This is a genomic window from Aurantimicrobium minutum (assembly GCF_002355535.1).
Taxonomy (GTDB): Bacteria; Actinomycetota; Actinomycetes; order Actinomycetales; family Microbacteriaceae; genus Aurantimicrobium; species Aurantimicrobium minutum.
The window spans coordinates 715,274-731,852 of record NZ_AP017457.1; the positions used below are offsets into that span (position 1 = coordinate 715,274).

General features: G+C 49.6%; 17 protein-coding genes and 1 tRNA gene. 2 read left to right on the forward strand and 16 right to left on the reverse strand.

The window, feature by feature from the left end; genetic code table 11:
- Nucleotides 1–49: 49 nt before the first annotated feature.
- Together AUMI_RS03485 and AUMI_RS03490 are read left to right on the forward strand one after the other, a co-directional pair.
- On the forward strand, nt 50–805 hold the full coding sequence (locus AUMI_RS03485) for an SDR family NAD(P)-dependent oxidoreductase (RefSeq protein ID WP_197702075.1): 756 nt from the start codon (nt 50–52) through the stop codon (nt 803–805).
- Nucleotides 806–935: 130 nt separating this feature from the next.
- Nucleotides 936–1,943 carry a LacI family DNA-binding transcriptional regulator gene (locus AUMI_RS03490; RefSeq protein ID WP_096381361.1) on the forward strand — a complete coding sequence of 336 codons (1,008 nt, stop codon included), beginning with the start codon at nt 936–938 and terminating at the stop codon, nt 1,941–1,943.
- Nucleotides 1,944–1,945: 2 nt separating this feature from the next.
- Here AUMI_RS03490 and AUMI_RS03495 read toward each other — a convergent pair whose 3' ends face one another.
- The 16 genes from AUMI_RS03495 to AUMI_RS03570 all read right to left on the reverse strand — a co-directional run bounded on the left by AUMI_RS03495 (nt 1,946) and on the right by AUMI_RS03570 (nt 16,575).
- Entirely contained in the window at nt 1,946–2,857 is a 912-nt protein-coding gene (locus AUMI_RS03495; protein WP_197702076.1) for a DMT family transporter, read from the reverse strand.
- Between the two features lie 232 nt (nt 2,858–3,089).
- On the reverse strand, nt 3,090–3,755 hold the full coding sequence (locus tag AUMI_RS03500) for a LysE family translocator (RefSeq protein WP_096381364.1): 666 nt from the start codon (nt 3,753–3,755) through the stop codon (nt 3,090–3,092).
- 3 nt (nt 3,756–3,758) lie between these two features.
- Nucleotides 3,759–4,235, reverse strand: coding sequence for a heme-degrading domain-containing protein (locus AUMI_RS03505; protein WP_096381366.1), 477 nt, complete (start codon nt 4,233–4,235; stop codon nt 3,759–3,761).
- Nucleotides 4,236–4,262: 27 nt separating this feature from the next.
- Nucleotides 4,263–4,667 (reverse strand): RidA family protein, encoded by a 405-nt coding sequence (locus tag AUMI_RS03510; protein ID WP_096381368.1) that lies wholly within the window; start codon nt 4,665–4,667, stop codon nt 4,263–4,265.
- 40 nt (nt 4,668–4,707) lie between these two features.
- Nucleotides 4,708–5,508 carry a potassium channel family protein gene (locus AUMI_RS03515; protein WP_096381370.1) on the reverse strand — a complete coding sequence of 267 codons (801 nt, stop codon included), beginning with the start codon at nt 5,506–5,508 and terminating at the stop codon, nt 4,708–4,710.
- Between the two features lie 11 nt (nt 5,509–5,519).
- Entirely contained in the window at nt 5,520–6,866 is a 1,347-nt protein-coding gene (locus tag AUMI_RS03520; protein WP_096381373.1) for a hypothetical protein, read from the reverse strand.
- A 166-nt stretch (nt 6,867–7,032) separates the two neighbouring features.
- On the reverse strand, nt 7,033–7,611 hold the full coding sequence (locus AUMI_RS03525) for a carbonic anhydrase (RefSeq protein WP_096381375.1): 579 nt from the start codon (nt 7,609–7,611) through the stop codon (nt 7,033–7,035).
- Nucleotides 7,612–7,785: 174 nt separating this feature from the next.
- The gene (locus AUMI_RS03530; RefSeq protein WP_096381378.1) at nt 7,786–9,282 is read right to left on the reverse strand and encodes an MFS transporter; all 1,497 of its coding nucleotides are present in this window, start codon (nt 9,280–9,282) and stop codon (nt 7,786–7,788) included.
- A gap of 41 nt (nt 9,283–9,323) precedes the next feature.
- Nucleotides 9,324–11,054 (reverse strand): amidohydrolase, encoded by a 1,731-nt coding sequence (locus tag AUMI_RS03535; protein WP_096381379.1) that lies wholly within the window; start codon nt 11,052–11,054, stop codon nt 9,324–9,326.
- 112 nt (nt 11,055–11,166) lie between these two features.
- Nucleotides 11,167–11,544 carry a DUF2200 domain-containing protein gene (locus AUMI_RS03540; protein WP_342411722.1) on the reverse strand — a complete coding sequence of 126 codons (378 nt, stop codon included), beginning with the start codon at nt 11,542–11,544 and terminating at the stop codon, nt 11,167–11,169.
- Nucleotides 11,519–12,847, reverse strand: coding sequence for an MFS transporter (locus AUMI_RS03545; RefSeq protein ID WP_096381385.1), 1,329 nt, complete (start codon nt 12,845–12,847; stop codon nt 11,519–11,521). Before AUMI_RS03545 ends, AUMI_RS03540 begins: the two co-directional genes overlap by 26 nt.
- A gap of 79 nt (nt 12,848–12,926) precedes the next feature.
- Nucleotides 12,927–14,348: a phytoene desaturase family protein gene (locus AUMI_RS03550; protein WP_096381388.1), complete on the reverse strand. Its 1,422-nt coding sequence runs from the start codon at nt 14,346–14,348 to the stop codon at nt 12,927–12,929.
- On the reverse strand, nt 14,345–15,190 hold the full coding sequence (locus AUMI_RS03555) for a UbiA family prenyltransferase (protein ID WP_096381391.1): 846 nt from the start codon (nt 15,188–15,190) through the stop codon (nt 14,345–14,347). The genes AUMI_RS03550 and AUMI_RS03555 overlap by 4 nt, the downstream gene beginning before the upstream one ends.
- A 121-nt stretch (nt 15,191–15,311) precedes the next feature.
- Nucleotides 15,312–15,388: transfer RNA gene (locus tag AUMI_RS03560), tRNA-Pro, on the reverse strand.
- Nucleotides 15,389–15,426: 38 nt separating this feature from the next.
- Nucleotides 15,427–16,065: a TMEM175 family protein gene (locus AUMI_RS03565; RefSeq protein ID WP_096381393.1), complete on the reverse strand. Its 639-nt coding sequence runs from the start codon at nt 16,063–16,065 to the stop codon at nt 15,427–15,429.
- Nucleotides 16,066–16,074: 9 nt separating this feature from the next.
- Nucleotides 16,075–16,575, reverse strand: coding sequence for an NUDIX domain-containing protein (locus AUMI_RS03570; RefSeq protein ID WP_096381396.1), 501 nt, complete (start codon nt 16,573–16,575; stop codon nt 16,075–16,077).
- Between the last annotated feature and the right edge of the window lie 4 nt (nt 16,576–16,579).

The window sequence follows — 16,579 nt, forward strand, 5'->3', positions numbered from 1 at the left end:
CAAGCCTAATTCAGCCCTTGCCTTAAGTGCGGGAGATACATTTGTTTCCATGAGTATGTTTCAAGCAACTGGGCGATCAATTCTTGTTATTGGCGGGCTGGGTGGATTAGGTCGGGGCATTAGTTCGTCTTTCCTCCACGCCGGAGCTCACGTGATCGCCCTGGACACACATGTCGAAAATGAGGCATCTTTCCGCAAAGAATTAAGGTCATCTACGTCTCAACTGAGCGTTATTTGTGGGGATGCAACACAATCTGAGGTTTATGCCACAGCACAAGAAGTTGCTAAATCACGGGGCCACACTGTTGACACAATAGTCATTTCTGCCACTCCGCCTCAATTTACCCACGCCATCGAAGACTATGACTGGGACTACCACCAGCAGATGATCGATGTTTTTCTCAAAATTCCATACGTTGCAACAAACGCATTGGTATCGAGTATGAAAACAGCCAAATTCGGTCGAATAATCAACATCACCTCAGAAGTATTTGAAACGAGCGAACCTTTCTCCTCCGCGTATGTTGCTGGTAAAGGTGCGCAGATTGGATGGACTCGATCTATGGCCGCTGAGCTCGCACCTTTTGGAATCACGGTCAACCATGTCGCACCAGGATTCATCCCTGTTGAACGTCATAAAGACCTGCCTCAAGAAGTCCTAGATGGTTACCTGAGAACTGTTCCCGCGGGCAGATGGGGTACTCCAGAAGATATCGGTGCTGCGTGTGTCTTTTTTGCTTCCAAAGAAGCCGGGTTTATCTCGGGACAAACACTTTTAGTAAACGGGGGACGAACTCCACATTGAAAACAGTCCTTCTATGAAACTCAGGGCTGAGGAACGCAGATAGCGGGAAATCCCCTCTCCTGTTTACGATCTGAAAATTCTAGGAATATAGTCGTGTGAGGTGCTTAACAGTTAAGCAATAAAGGCATTTATGAATCCCAGGCGCAGCACATCAACCTCAATCACCCTCAAAGAATTCGCATCCGCAGCAGGTGTATCGACGGCGGCGGCGTCGAATGCTCTGAGTGGCAAGGGAAGATTGTCCGATGAAACACGTCAACGCATCGTTGAGTTAGCAAGAGAACTCGGATACAAGCCCAATCCGACTGCAGCGTCTTTGCGCACAGGTTTGACCAAAAATATTGGCTTTGTCATTTACTCCGACCCCGATCCCGCTTCGGAACAACGCTGGGCCGGCTACAGCGCCCACTTGCTGTACACCCTTGTTGCAGAAGCCACACGTCACGGCTATTCCGTCAGCATCATTGCTGCAGATAGGCCAGAACAACTCATCACTTCACGAATTGACCTGCTGTATTACCTTGACCCATTTGATGATGAAGTACTCATTGATGAAGCTGTACGACTGGGTATCCCGGTACTCTCCAACGATCGTTTTGATGATCCGCGCATCTCCATCAACATCGATACACAATTTGAAGCAATGACTAGAGCTGCGCTTGATTTACTCGTGAGGCATGGTTCGACCAATCCAGCTTTATTCACCGAACTGAAAGGTATTGCCTCGGACGAGGGAGCTGAACGCGTATATCGCTCCTGGTGTAGCGAGAAGGGATTTACCCCCAGAGTGGTCAGAGGCGATTACGGTCGCACTGATTTGCACGAAAGACTCGCAGAGTTACTCTCTACTGGGTGTGACGGCATTTATTCCTTCTATGAAGAAGGGCCACAAATCCTCGAATATCTCACATCGCAAGGAATCCGGGTTCCGCAAGACGTCTTGCTTATTGCAGCGGCAACAGACCCGCGTGAAAATTCCTCAATCGGAGTCTCGTCGACAGTTTTTCACCCCGAACATACTGCCAGCGCAGCATTCAACTCCATCATCGAATTGTCGAAAAACCCTGACTTAGCTCCACTCACAGTTCAGTTACCGTGGGAATTGGTTGAACAGAATTCTTCCGCACGAGCTAACTGAGATTACCCAGGACCAAGAGGAAGTACCGGAACACTCCGATGTTTAAGCTCAATGGCTTGGGCTCGATAGCTTCCACCGATAATCAGTAGCGCACCGAGAGCTCCCAACCAGCTGAGAACGTCAGAACCTAAGCTCACCCCTATCAAAACAGCCCAAATGGGCTCAGTCCCGAGAAGCAAACTCACTCGAGCAGCAGATGTTTGGCGCACAGCCCATAACTGCACCAAGAAGGCAAATACGGTGCAGGCAGCTGCAAGATAGAACAGATCAAGCCAATCCCCCAGTGTAAAGCTCGAATAACTGGCGATGACACCGGGGACATCAGCGAGGGTAAACACCACAGCACATACAACGGTCTGGACAAATGTCACGCTGACGGAACTATAGCTATATCCCGAAGTGAGCCTGCCGAGAGCTGTGACGTGAATACTGCGCACTATTGCTGCACCTAGCATGAGTGCATCACCCCAGTTGGGAGTGTGGAAACCATTGCCCGAAACTAAAAGCAAAACGCCCACAATTGCGACGGTCGCGGCAATGAAATACGCCCTCGGCAACCATTTCTTCATCCACAGGGATTCAAGAATCGGGGTAAACACAATGGTCATGCTGATAATCAGCCCAGCATTGGTTGCACTCGTGAGCTTCACACCCCACGTTTCCAGGCTCAAAATACCTGCTTGGGTGAGACCAAACACCACGCCGATGAGGAAACCTCGTCGATCAAGGCGGCGGTTTTTTGACAGAGACCATACGGCAAGCATGATCACTGCAGCTATAAGGAAGCGTGCAGACAAGATGGCAAAAACACTGCCTCGCTCCGTGAGTACTTTGGTAGCCAGGTAACTACTTCCCCACACCGCTGCAACACCTAAAAGCAAGATGTCTGCTTTATTGCGGGTCAGAAAGTTCACATATTCAGACTAGGTGTCTTGGGCGCGTTCAGTGTGCACGCAGACTTCAGGCGTAGGCTCACGAACAAGAGTCACCGCGACTCGCCTGAAAGGCATCATCATGGCCGAGAAAAACATCAAAAAGAGCAATGGTAAAACTGCGCCTGCTAAATCACTCAAGGAAAAGCGTGCAGATAAGAAAGATAAAGCAACCGCAAAGGCCAACTACAAAGAGGTCTAATTCGTGGTGGGCTTAGTGCACACTCAAACCTGAAAACAACAATGTGATGGCCAGCACGGCGAACACTGTTGCCACAACAAATTCCATGGCAATGGTGAAGCCCGTGGTGGTCATCACTTTTCTCATGGCTGATGCTGCAAAAACTAACGTAACCAGCCACACCGCTGAAACCACTACGAAGATTAGGCAGAGCATGGTTAACTGCACCGCCGCATGTGAGCTGTCCCCGAGAAACTGGGGGAAAAATGCAAGAAAGAATATGAGAACTTTGGGGTTGGTGACGTTTGTCAAGAAACCCAAGACAAATGGGCCTGCCTTCGTGCGCGTGACACTCTGGTCCTGATCGACCGTAATAGATTCACCAGCAGAGTTGCGCTTAACGAGGTTTACTCCTGCACGCAAGCTCTGAACGGCAAGAAAAAGCAAATACAGTGCACCCAGTATTTTCAGCCAGAACAAAGCGCCGGGGGCTTTGGCAACAACTAAGCCCACCCCTGAAATCAGAAGCAATGACAGCGTTGTGATACCGGCATATATCCCCAGCATGGTGAGGAAACCATCTTTCTTTCCCCCACGGAGCGTTGATCGCAACATCAAGAAGGTATCTGCACCGGGAGAGAGAATAATCACCAAGGCGGAAACAAGGAATGCCGGCAAAACCGACAGGTCAAGAATCATGAATTAGTTTTCGAGTGCAGCACGCAACGTTTCAACAATGATGGCGTGATCATCTTGGTGTGGAACTCCACTGGAAAGAATTGCTCCCACAAATTCTCCGTTGACAATCAAAGGGAAACCTCCCCCGTAGGGAACGTAGTCGGGGTTAGGCAAACCTGTTTCCACATAGAAATCTTTGCCCTTTGCAGCAAATCTTTGACCGATTAAGAAAGTGGGTTCGTGAAACTTGTAGACAGTCCGTCGTTTTCTTTCCAGCCACTCATCATTTTCTGAACTAGTACCAGGACAGGCATAACGAAAAACGTGTTGATCACCCAGATACACAGAAACAGCCATTGGCCAGTTTCTCTCTTCTGCCCGAGCAGCTAGGTCCATTCCGAGAGCAAGCGCATCTTCGTGAGTGAGGGAAGTGAATTGCAATTGGGCAAATTGTTCTTCTAATTCAGTAACATCGGCAATAAGTGGGGGCTGTTCAACCATGAGTTCAGCCTAATGAGTTACGTGTAACTATCGAACTGTTGCTGAACCAATAATTGCGTCAACATCAATTTCAACGAGCATGTCTGGAGCAGCTAAGGCGCTTACTTCAACAGCTGTTGCAGCCGGGCGAATTTCACCAAAGAACTCTCCGTGGACTTTGCCTACGGCATCAAAATCAGCGATATTGGTGAGATAAATCCTGGTGCGGACAACATCACCAAAAGTTGCTCCCGCTTGTTCGAGAGCTACAGCCACACGCTTAAAAATCTCTCTTGTTTGAGCGGCAGGGTCGTTGCCGCCAATAGCGCCCTCAGGCGCACCAGCAGTTGTGCCGGCAATAAAGACAAAGTCTCCTGCGCGAACCGCGCGGGAATATCCCACAACAGGTTCATAGACGGATCCGGAAGAAATCAGTGTGCGTTCATAAGTCATAGCTCAACGATACCGGCGAGCAAGATAGGCAACGAACGAGTTACTTGTTTGTACCTCGTGAGCTCGCTGCTGCCGAAGAAGTCTTCTTCGCTGGAGAAGATGAACTTGATTTACCAGAGAGCTCTTTCACCTCAGCACGAAGTGCTTTAACCTCAGCTAATAAATCGCTGAGCGTAGCTTGAGCTTTCACTGATTCGTCTTGGATGTCTTTATCGCGTTGACCGGTTGGGTCCATCAAGAATGAGGCAAGGAATGCACTAATCGTTCCCAGCAGAGCAATACCCATGAGAACGATAACGACACCCACGAATCTGCCCTCGGGTGTGACAGGGAAACGATCTCCATAACCCACGGTTGCCAGTGTGATGAGTGACCACCACCAGCCATCTCCTACATCAGAAATGTTGGAGCCTTCAACACCGCGTTCTACTTGGGTTACGGCCAAACCTGTGATGAACCATAACAACAAGGAGCCACCTAGAACATAGAAACCAAATTTGTTTCGAGTGCTGCCACCATAACGAGACATTCCCATTGTCAGAACTGAGATCAAACGCAGCAGGCGGAGGAATGGGAACACCACAGAAATAATCATGATGATGTTGCGCTTCACAAATGGCTTTTTGTGTTCAGCGAGGATGAATCGGCCAACTAAATCGATAGCGAAGGCAAACCAGATGACAATGTTTGTTATGCCTAAGAACGCAATGAATCCTGGCTCAAGGTCAGGGAAGATAATGGGCATCGCATAGCAGAAAAGAAAAACCAGGGCCAACACCAATAAAGGAGTGGCTGTTACTTGCTCCCAGCGTGCTTCTTTCTCATCCCGGGTTAAAGCCATGGAAATACTCCCTAGTGACGAAACCTACGACGCACAGCCACGAGTACTGCGCCGCTCAGAAGCATAAACGCAGCTAGACCCAATGGCACACTCACTGATAGGCCAGTGACTGCAAGACGTGACGGGGCAACTAAGGCAATCCCGGCAACATTTCCACCAGTGGTGTTCAATGCTGTCACAGAAGAAGTTTCCCCTTGAGGTCCAACGACAACAAGTTGAAGGTTATTTGCTGGTGGAACAAACGGGATAACAAAGGTTCCGTCAGGTTGAACGTCAGCTTGAGTAATAACAGAACCAGAACCATTGAGGACTTCAACATCAAAAGCAGTGGGGTCACCTTGCCCATTGGATACGGTTCCACTTACTTCGTATTCCGCCGGTGCAATGATTGTCGGAATTACAACTGCACCATTTTGATCTGTTGCAGGAACTGCGATGGGTCCGCCCATAGGTTCGCCATAGGGCCCTGTTGCATCAATCTGATAAGTGCCAGAGGGTTCTGGATAAACGGCGGGGAACGAGTAATTACCTGATGAGTCAGAGGTTGTCGTCGCAACAATCTCGTTTGTGGCAATGTCAATGAGATCTAAAGTGATCGGCGGAACAGGTGTTGCATTAACTGCTGGAGTTCCCTGGAATGGATCAACATCGCCTGAAACCGCCTTGTATTGGGTAGCAAACCAGGTTTGATAAACGGGAAAGCCTGATTTACCAAAAGCAGCAATGCTGATGTAGCTCAAGGAGACTGTGGGCTTGAGCCAGATAGCAATTCCCACTGTGTCACAAGAAGATGGGCAACTTGCATCCTCAACGACGACACTGTTCCCGCTTTGAGTGACACTGAGATGTGTAGTGGAATCTGAGTAGTCGTTGTAGTTGTATTCCGATTGAAACCCGATTTCAGCAGCTGTCGCGGCAGAACCATTAGATTTTGTTGCTGTGATGGTGAGGCGTTCTGCATCAATATCCCCCAAGCTAAATGCCCATTTACCGTTGTTGGGAGTGTTGTGAAGGAAACGGTACGTGTTAGTTGCCGTTGCATTGGTTGTCATCTTGGTATTGATGTACTGCTGACCAGAACTAGAGAGTCCGATAAATGCGGCAAAAGGTGTTGTCATTGGCTGCATAGCTGACGAACCGCCAGGAATCGTGACACTGGAGGAGCCCAGTGATTGATAGGTAATGTTTCCGAATCCTGCCGTCATTGAGACAGTTCCGTCAGAACCGTTAGGAATTGCAGCTGTATAGGTTGCATAGCCTGTGTTGGGAGCAACGGCAGAGGCAGAAAATGCACCAATCGAAAAGCCTGCAACAACCGCGAACGAAGTGAGTGCGGCCACTAAATTACGAAACTTCATTTGTGGCCTTTCATGCCGCCAATTCCCTAAAACCTTTTCCAGCGTAGGCGAAATGAATCTTCAATAAAGCGTTTTCATCTCACAGGTAGGGATTAACACACGTATTCCAAAGTGGTTAAACAAACTTCCCCTCTGCCTAGTCAGGCAGAGGGGAAGTTGACTTTAATTACTTGGCAGCGCCCGCAGCTGTTGCTGCAGGAACTTCGACCAAACGACCTGTCTTTACGTCGTAGATATAACCGTAAACAGGGATTCCTGCAGGAACGAGTGGGTGAGACTTGATGCGCTGAACATCTTCAACAACGCTCTGAGCATTGTCAGAAATGGTGAGCCAGTCAATGTACTTTGCTTCAGCAGATCCTGGACCAGTTCCTACGTCGTAGAAACCTTCAGCACCAAGTGCTGCAGTTTCAAGGCTGTTAGCCAACAGGCCACGCATTACCTCGTCGGTAAAGAACTCCATTCCGCAGTCACTGTGGTGAATGACGAACCATTCTTTGGTTCCCAGGAGTTTGTAGGAAATAACGAGTGAACGGATTGCGTCGTCGGAGGCACGACCACCGGCATTGCGGATGACGTGTGCGTCACCTTCACTGAGCCCGGCATACTTTGCAGGGTCGAGACGTGCATCCATGCAGGTAAGGATGGCGAATCCACGAGCAGGAGGAAGAGCGAGTTCGCCTTTGGCGCCAAAATCAGCGACGTAGGCCTCATTAGCAGCAAGAACTTCGTTGAGTACAGACATTAATCTTTACCTTTTGAATGAGGGGAAAACGGAAGTTTTCTTCCGGTATTTCTAAGGTATTGATAATTGAATTGTTACGTCGGTTTGTGTCGAAATTTGACGAAATAAGACGGCACAACACCACTGCTGGATTAGCACAACACAATGTGGGTGCTGAAAGAACCAAGTCTTGAATTATTGCTGTGAGCTATGTTGCTTATCTGCCTTATTTGCGACAAAAAACACAAAAAATCCCACAATGAGCATCAACACTGCATAGATAACCATCAGCAGCGCGAACCCTTGAGTAAATCCTTCAACAGCGGTGGGGAACACTGAGGAATCAGTTGGTTTAGACCCAGAGGCAGACCATGAATTCAATTGCTGTTCAGCGCTGGAGCCTAATTTGTTGAGAACATGAGCGCGCGCAATAGTGTCAATAATCACTGTTGAGGAAGCCAAGCCCAGCGAATACCAGAATTGACCAATTGTTGTCCTGGATGAAGACACAACACCGTAATGTTTGGTGTCTGCTTCCTGCAGAATCATTGATCCATAGGCAACTGCGGGAACTGCCGCGCCAACTCCCAGCACAACAAGTGCCGGAAGATAATCAGCTACAGATTTAGGTGAACTCATCGCGGTGATGGCAAATAGAATTCCACCCAAAGCAGCAATAAATGAACCAATAAGCGTCGAGGTTTGTCTCGTCAGTACACGCTTACTAATCAACGCTCCGACAATCAACGCAGTCGGAATAGCCAGCAACAGATAAGGCAACTGGGATAGCGATAGTGCTAATCCGGAAAGATCCAACTGGTACTGAAAAAGGTTACTGAAGGAAAGTAAACCCACTCCAGTAGAGAAGTTATAGAGGAATCCAACGCCAATGGCAGCTAGAAATAAAGGGTGCTTGAGTAAAGAAATAGGAAAGAATCGTTTGTCTGTCTGGGTTCGCTCACGCAGATAGAACAGCACGAAAAGAACAACACCGATAACAAAGGGAACAATGGTTAGTGCAGTAAAGAGCCCATTTGCCGCATGCGAGATTCCATAGAGGCTAAAAACAACTGCCAAGCCCAAAAGTAACTGTCCCAGGAAATCCCATTGCTCAGTGTTTTTTGTCCGTTTTTCATCCTTGGGCAAAATGAACAAACCAAGTAAGAGTGAAAGCACGCTCAAAGCAGGGATAACCAGGAAGGCTTCTCGCCATCCCACGCCCACCAGCGCGGATCCCGCGAAGGTCACCAGTAGTGTGAACAAACCAATCGATGCCGAAAAAGTACCTAAAGCCGCAGAGAGCCCACCTTTGGAGTTATCGCCGAAATACTTCACGTAAGCAAAAGCTGAACCATAGACAGCACCCAGAGCAATACCTGCCAATGCTCGGCCCGCAATAAACATGATCGGGTCTTGAGAGACTGAAACTAAACCATCACCAATGACAGCAAGCAACATTGCAGCAATGATGATCTTCTTTCGACCCAGCCGGTCAGCGAGCATTCCGGTGCTAATAACGGTGGCCGCGAGAGCAAGCGTGCTCACCGAGGCAGCAAGCGCTGTCAGTCCCCCAAACTGGAGGTCTTTACCCGCCGATAACAATGCCGTAGAGGCAATGTTGGGATCTGCACCTTGAATGGACGCAAGTAGACCCAAATAAATCAGAGGTAATACTGCAGATTTAGTCTTCATCGACACAACGCCTGATTTCCCACCACATCAACGGACGTTGATTAGCAGCACTTCTTTCTGGAGTGTGCCTTGTGAACAAGTTCTTTGTGCCCGGTTGGATCCATGGCCTCAACCTGAGCGAGGAAAGCATCGAGATCGATACGCTTTCCGCCGACCCACGTACCCTGTACCGTGACCAACTCGGTGAGTTTGTGAGGGTCAACTGTGAACGGATCTGCAGAGAGCTCACAGAAGTCAGCAAGCTTACCTGCTTCGATAGATCCCACCTCGTGGTCCCGGCCCAGCTGGAACGCCGCGTTGGTGGTGTGCGCCTTCATAGCGTCTTCCAAGCTCACGGCTTGGTTTTCGCCATGAACCTTACCCGAAGCGGTTTGACGAGTAACCATAGCCTGCATGTTGAGAAGAGGAATGGGTGGGCTGACAGAGCCATCGTTGTGGAAGGAAACGGATGCTCCTGAACGGAATGCGTCTCCGACGGATTGCCACTGTGAACCAATCGAGCTTTCAAACATTGTGCCGTCGAGCAAATCACCCCAGTAAATGAACTGGAAGGGGCTCATGGACAAACAAACACCCAGTTGTGCCGCGCGGTCAAACTGATCCCGACGGCAAGCACCGAGATGTTCGATACGCCAACGGTGATCAGTGCCTAGCAAGTTGTGCTTGCTCAGTGCATGCTCGTAGGCATCAAGAACAATATCCATACCAACGTCACCGTTGCAGTGGAAAGCCATCTGGTATCCGGATGGAACCAGTTTGTCCAAGATTTCATCAAGCTGAGCTCTGTTGTAATTCATCATTGCCTCGCCGCCTGGGCCTAAGGGAATGTTGGCATTACGCGTAGTTTCGTTATCCAGATATGGGAAAGAAGCAGCAATAGTTCCCACCCAAGGAGAACCATCTGCCCACAGTTTGATGCCCTGCTTCTTGAGTTTGTTTTCAGGAACGGGAATCTGGATGGGTTCTGCACAGTCAGCCTCAATAGACATGTGGTACAGGGAAATGCGCAATGGGCTATCTGGCGCCATTGCCATCGCAACGTATGCTTTGAACTGGTTCGACTCATATGTGTGCTCGGATGTTGAAGTAATACCGTTTGTTGCCATGAGTTTGTACCACTGCGCAATGGGTGCCAAAGGATGTTGACCAATTGCAGCAAGAACTTTGGACGCAGCAATGAGAAGAGCTGCAGACTCGTAGGCACGGCCGTTTGACGTTCCATCTTCGTTGCGGCCAAAACGCGAGCCGACAGGATCAGCTGGAGGTTTTCCATCTTCCCAGCCAAGTAGCGTGATGTTCGCGGTGTTGAAATAGACCTCGTGTCCTGAGTTATCAATCACGATGACGGCACGGTCAGGGAAATACTTATCTAACAAAGTGTTGGTTAGCTCAGGAGCATTGTGAAGAATTCTGTCTAAACCGTTGAACGCAACAGGAACTCCAGCTGGTGTCTCTGCGTTTACCTTGGTGAAATAGGCGGTGACATCATCAAAAGTTGGGAAACCTACATAAGGCGCAATCCAGTGAGCCGGTGATTGTGTACTCAAACCACTCAATGCCGGGTGGCTGTGGGGATCGATCAGACCCGGAGTAAGAACAGTCTTACCCAAATCTTTAACATCAGCACTCGGGTTGGCAGATTGAAGATCTGAAAAAGCTCCGACCGCCGCAATTGTTCCTGCCACTGTGTCAACAGCGACTGCTTCTGCACGAGGATTGTGAGGGTCCATTGTGATGATGGAAGACGCCTTGATGATGAGATCTACAGCCATGACGAGAAAACTCCAAAGTCAAAAGAAATGTAATAGACCTGAGGTCTAGTTTGTATCTTTACACTATCTCTTCGTGATGACAAGGATAAGAAACAAGAGGTGTTTGAGGAATCTAACGAAGAATCTTGCTCAGATCGTGACCTTGAGCTAACTCATCGACAAGTTTGTCCATGTAGCGAATGCTTCGCATGAGAGGGTTCGCAACCTCTTGAACTTTCACACCGCACACACTTCCGGTGATGAGTACAACTTGTGGATTGAGATGAGCTCCAGCGAAGAATTCAGTCAAGCTCTGCCCTGAGGAAATACATGAGTCTATTTCCCGGTCGTCAAACCCAGTCAGCCAAGAAATAACAGAACGAAGCTCTGTCTCGGTTCTGTTCTTCTTTGTAACTTTGGTCACATAAAGCGGATACAGATCAGCAAACGGCATAGCAAACAGGCGTTGCATGTTTGCTTCTTGTCTAGAGCTCAGGGGTGCGGTTGTCATAGTTTCTAAATCTTTTATTGGTGTTGAGCAACACAGTAATCAGGACAATGATTCCCAGTCCACCAATAATTCCAGGTGCCCACAAGGCTACAGACACCGCCATTACTCCGGTGAATAGGTCGCCTAGACGTGGCCCACCGGCAACGACGGAATAAAAGACACCTTGAAGTCGACCACGCATTTCATCTGGTGCTGCTGTCATCAAAATGGTGGAACGGAATATCGCAGAGACTTCATCAGAAGCACCCATACCTACAAAACACAGAGCAGCAAGCACAAGCCCAACAACACTGACCTCTGACCAGGTGTTGCCGACCGGACCAAACGCGCCCAACATTCCTGCCAGCACGACCACACCAAACAAGGCAATAAATGCGCCATAGATGGTGATGGCGCGGCCAATAGCTAGACCAAAACGGTTAATTCGAGCCACAGGTCCACTGAGCAAACTAGTGGAGAAAGTTCCCACGGCAGCCGCTGCCGTGAGGATTCCCACCGTGGTGGGTCCTCCCCCAATCACGGTGGCAGCAACAGCAGGGAGAACTGCATAGGGCCTACCTAACCCCATAGCAATAATGTCGAAAAGGAAACTTGTGCGGATATTCGGTGCGGAACGCAAGAATGCAAGTCCTTGCTTGATGCCATCCCATCCCTTAGCAACCGCATCGTGAAGTGGGGGAATCTTCGGCAACGTAAAGACACCAAAGAATCCAGCCAGCATCAAGACCATGTCCACAATGAATGTCACCGTGAAACCGGAAGTAGCAACAAGGACCCCTGCGAGAGCAGGTCCCACTGTGTATTGAATGCCCATTGAAATACCACTGAGCGCATTAGCTTTGGGAACGTCCTCGAGCTTGAGGATTCGAGGATAGACCGCCATGCGCGCAGCACCAGAGATGATGTATGCCATGGCGCTAATCGTTGTAAAGACATAGAACGGCCACACTGCAACGCTGTCGCCATTGGCTTCGAGATTCGCATCAGCAACAGAGAGAACAACAAGACCGATCGTCGAGATGAACGAAACAGTGATGGCTCCCAAAATCACGGTTCTTCGATCTTGGCTATCCGCAAGCATTCCACCCCACGGCCCAGCAAAAAGCATCGGGATAAGAGCAATGCCACCCACAAGTCCCACCATGAAAGTGTTTTGGGTGATGTCGAAGATTTGGAGACCCACCGCCATGATGGTCATCTGAGCACCAATGCCCGAAAGTCCAGCACCAATCCAGAGCCTGGCGAATGCGGGCGAAACCTTGAGCGGCGTCAGATCGACAAAGCGGCGCTTGGTTTCAGTCACGAAGGAGAGTCTAGCTTTGCCGTAAAGGGCTCACAGGTCAGCGATAGTTGATGTGTTAACGCAATCAATGCCTCGAAACTTAAAGTTTCTTGAGCAAACGGGCTACAGAATTCATTGATCCACCTAGGACCGCAGGTATTCCGCCCCCGGGGTGAACTGATGCTCCGACTCTCCACAACCAGGGTCGAGACAGTGACGAATATGCCGGCCGGTGGAATGGACCACCCTGCCACAGTTTCCTCGTTGCCCCGTAGAGTGCTCCCCCCTCAGCACCAAAACTAGAAAAGTATTTGGGGTGCAAAACGGTGTAGTCCTCAATGCACTCGGCTAAATTGCGCGGAAGCCCCATCATTTGGGAAATACGCCTGAGCTCTCGTTGAACAAACTCACTTGAGAGGTCATACTCTTTGCCATCTGAGGGGGCAGTGAGTAACAGTGCAGCAGTTGCCTTGATGTTGGGATAAATATGACCTGGCTTGTAGTAGTTCACAAAGGCCATAGTTTCTTCTGGAAGTTCTCGCCTATCCAATGCCTCATGGAGTTGAGCTGGGTTGCTGGGCATAATCACCGAATGAGTGACGGTTGACTCCGGCAGCGGCTCGTCCAGCACAGCAAAGACAGCAACCCCTGAGCAGGAGACCCTTTCATTTTGTGGAATCTTTTTCCCCAGCAATGCATCAATCACTTGGGCATCGGCAGCACCGATGATGACATCGGCGTCATAGAACCCGTTTTCAGTGGTGACACGTCCTCGAGAAATAGAGGCGACAGGCACATCCGTGAGTATGCGTGCGCCTGCTGCAGTTGCCATTCGTGAAATTGCTAAAGCAATTTCATAGACTCCCCCACGCGGAACGAAAATACCTTCTCGTGCCATGACTGCCGGCATCGTGGCGTACAGCGCCAAAGTGCGTTCCGGCGAAATTCCTGCATTCAACGTATGGATTGCAATAACTTCTTTGAATTCTTCTGGCATCCAATCCAAACTGGAAAGATACGAGCTTGTTGAAATATGTCTTCCATAGTTTTTGAGCAGGGCATTCACTGCTGGAAGCGTGCTGGGATCAAACGGGTCAGAAACGAGAAGTTTGACCATTTCGGGACTAAGCCCTCCATGAATCTCATCAAACCTCTTCCATGCTGGATACCAGTGGTGATCTGGTTCGACGGGAAGATTCACCACCTCATCACGAAAGAAATACGTCCCCACCTCAGGAAGTCTCACTAACTCAAGGTTGGCTATTTCTGCTGAAGGTGTTCCAGGACCCAGACTGTCATACCGGGAAAAGAGTTCTTCCAATACTGCGGGGAAAGTGACGAGCGAAGGGCCGGTGTCGATGCGTTGACCGGCAACCTCAATGCGACGAGATTTTCCACCAATCCATGAGTTTCTCTCCAGAACAGTGACGTAGTGGCCTGCTTTAGCAAGCAGTGCTGCCGCACTAAGTCCACCGAGGCCAGCGCCTACGATGACAATTTTTTTCTTCTCTGCTGATTTCACGCTTGATATAAACCAAAGAAAATAGCCAGAACGAGTTGAACCCCCGCTACAGCACCCACGATGTAAGGGTAAGCAACCGAGTATTTATAGACCCGCTTGGCATTCTCAGGGGAATCATTTTGAGTAATCAGCCACACTAACCAGGCTGCATAACCGGCGTTGGCTAGTGCCAAAGGGATGTTTATGAACGCAAAGAAGACAGAAGAAACAGCCCACCAGATAGAGACCCACCACAGTGAGCCCTTGGCACCCAGTAATACTGCAGTGGTTTTTATTCCCACGTAACTGTCTTCTTCAATGTCTTGGATGGCGTCATAGGTGTGCTTGGCAAGTGACCAGGCCATCAAACCCCACACGGCCATCCAGATGGGCTCGAAACCCAAAGCTAAGGGGACAAAGGCCAGTGGGAAGGCATAGTCAGCATTACTTAGAGAATCAAGAAATGGCCTGCCCTTGAAGCGAAGAGGTGGCGAAGAATAGAAGTAGAAGAAGAGCGTGTATGCCCAGATCCAGGCGTTTGCTTGCCACGAATAGTTGAGACCAAAGAACACCAAGAAGGGAACGTTCGTGAGAATAACTCCCCAGAAAATCCAGGGAACTTCCTTCGGATCAATCTTTGCCCCACCATATCCGCCCTTGCGGATATTGATGTTGTCAGTCTCTTGATCAAAAATGTCGTTGATGCCGTAAATCAAAAGATTAAACGGAAGTGTGACCCACAACAGAATCCAAATAATGTCCCACGTCCACAGCTGGCCAGTGAGCCACATGGCCATGACCGTGGTCCCAATGGTGTTTACCCACAACACGGGGCGGGAAATGGTCAGAAGGCGTGAGAGCACTTCTCCACTCTAGCCCTCGACGTTTTGATCCGGAGGCCCTCATTTCATGATTTAGGTGAGTCCTCAGAGCGAGGCCACGTCAGGCAAATGAAAAACGACCGACAGAAGCCGGTCGTTTTTGTGGTCGGGCTGACAGGATTTGAACCTGCGACCCCTTGACCCCCAGTCAAGTGCGCTACCAAGCTGCGCCACAGCCCGTAATCTTTGCGATTTCTCGCGAAGACAACTTGATAATCTTATCGGTTCTTACGGAAAGATTTTTCCCTTCCCGTTTCCCCATATTTGCGCTTTGAGATGTAGCTGGCAATGAATGGGGTCAGCCACAACAGTAAAAGTGCATAGAGCCCAATCTTGGGAAAAGTTAGAGCAATCACGATTGAGATAGCCAACAGCACCGAGACAACTTCAGAACCGATTAATCCCTTGAGTCTTGTTGAATCAGAGGCAAGAAGTTCTGGTTTCTTTATGACGTGAAGCTTCATGAAAAGTTGCGTCAAAGCCAAAACCATCATGGTGGCGAGATAAATGATGTTTGCCCAGCCTGAGGGCCCTTTCGCATCCACGATAAGAACGGTTGGAAAGGGAATAAAGACAATACCCAACAGCCAAATCATGTTGAGCATCATGATGGGCATATCTACTTGCTGAAGTTGGTCAAAGAAGCTGTGGTGCAAGAACCAGTAGTAGGCAATGACAGCAAAACTGAACAAGAATACATAGAACTGTGATGCAACGGACTCCAGGAACGCATTGATGCTTTCTGTGCCCAAGTTGCTAGCTTCGTCTACCAGCGGCAACACCAAAATAGTGATCGCGATAGCCACAACTGCGTCTGAAAAGTTGACGAGACGGTCAAAACCGCGAGAACTAGCCATACAGGTACTTTAGCTTCCTAGATGAGCGTCAATGCGTTCGCGAAGCGTAGGCCACGAAGCGGCAAATCCTGGGTGAAGATCAAAGGAGTCGACGAGGTCGAACCCCACCCACGCAAGAGCTTCACTTTCGGAATCCCCCATTACCGGTTCAAAGACTTCTGAGGCTTCAACGACAACGGTCGTGTAGCTCCAGAAACCTAGATCTTTAACGTGGGTGAAGACGACAACAACTTTGTCTGCAGGAACCCCCGCTTCTTCATCTGCTTCGCGCAAAGCTCCTGCAACGGCTTCTTCACCCTGACGTATTGCACCACCAGGGATTCCCCACGTTCCGCCGTGGTGAGACCACTCTGCCCGATGTTGTAACAGGACCCCTGCTTCCGAATGGAAGACCAGCAGTCCTGCTGCTCCAAATGCGCCCCAATACTTGGTGCCGTCTGGTCCCACCGCCCACGCATCACCAGGGTCGCGTAAATGCGGCGGTGGGAGGTGTGGCGGGATTTTGCCCATGTGT

Bases quoted from the DNA above. Each gene is read 5' to 3' on its own strand.
- AUMI_RS03485 (WP_197702075.1), top strand. From the start codon at position 50: ATGAGTATGTTTCAAGCAACTGGGCGATCAATTCTTGTTATTGGCGGG.
- AUMI_RS03490 (WP_096381361.1), top strand. From the start codon at position 936: ATGAATCCCAGGCGCAGCACATCAACCTCAATCACCCTCAAAGAATTC.
- AUMI_RS03500 (WP_096381364.1), bottom strand. From the start codon at position 3,755: ATGATTCTTGACCTGTCGGTTTTGCCGGCATTCCTTGTTTCCGCCTTG.
- AUMI_RS03505 (WP_096381366.1), bottom strand. From the start codon at position 4,235: ATGGTTGAACAGCCCCCACTTATTGCCGATGTTACTGAATTAGAAGAA.
- AUMI_RS03510 (WP_096381368.1), bottom strand. From the start codon at position 4,667: ATGACTTATGAACGCACACTGATTTCTTCCGGATCCGTCTATGAACCT.
- AUMI_RS03515 (WP_096381370.1), bottom strand. From the start codon at position 5,508: ATGGCTTTAACCCGGGATGAGAAAGAAGCACGCTGGGAGCAAGTAACA.
- AUMI_RS03520 (WP_096381373.1), bottom strand. From the start codon at position 6,866: ATGAAGTTTCGTAATTTAGTGGCCGCACTCACTTCGTTCGCGGTTGTT.
- AUMI_RS03525 (WP_096381375.1), bottom strand. From the start codon at position 7,611: ATGTCTGTACTCAACGAAGTTCTTGCTGCTAATGAGGCCTACGTCGCT.
- AUMI_RS03530 (WP_096381378.1), bottom strand. From the start codon at position 9,282: ATGAAGACTAAATCTGCAGTATTACCTCTGATTTATTTGGGTCTACTT.
- AUMI_RS03535 (WP_096381379.1), bottom strand. From the start codon at position 11,054: ATGGCTGTAGATCTCATCATCAAGGCGTCTTCCATCATCACAATGGAC.
- AUMI_RS03540 (WP_342411722.1), bottom strand. From the start codon at position 11,544: ATGACAACCGCACCCCTGAGCTCTAGACAAGAAGCAAACATGCAACGC.
- AUMI_RS03565 (WP_096381393.1), bottom strand. From the start codon at position 16,065: ATGGCTAGTTCTCGCGGTTTTGACCGTCTCGTCAACTTTTCAGACGCA.
- AUMI_RS03570 (WP_096381396.1), bottom strand. From the start codon at position 16,575: ATGGGCAAAATCCCGCCACACCTCCCACCGCCGCATTTACGCGACCCT.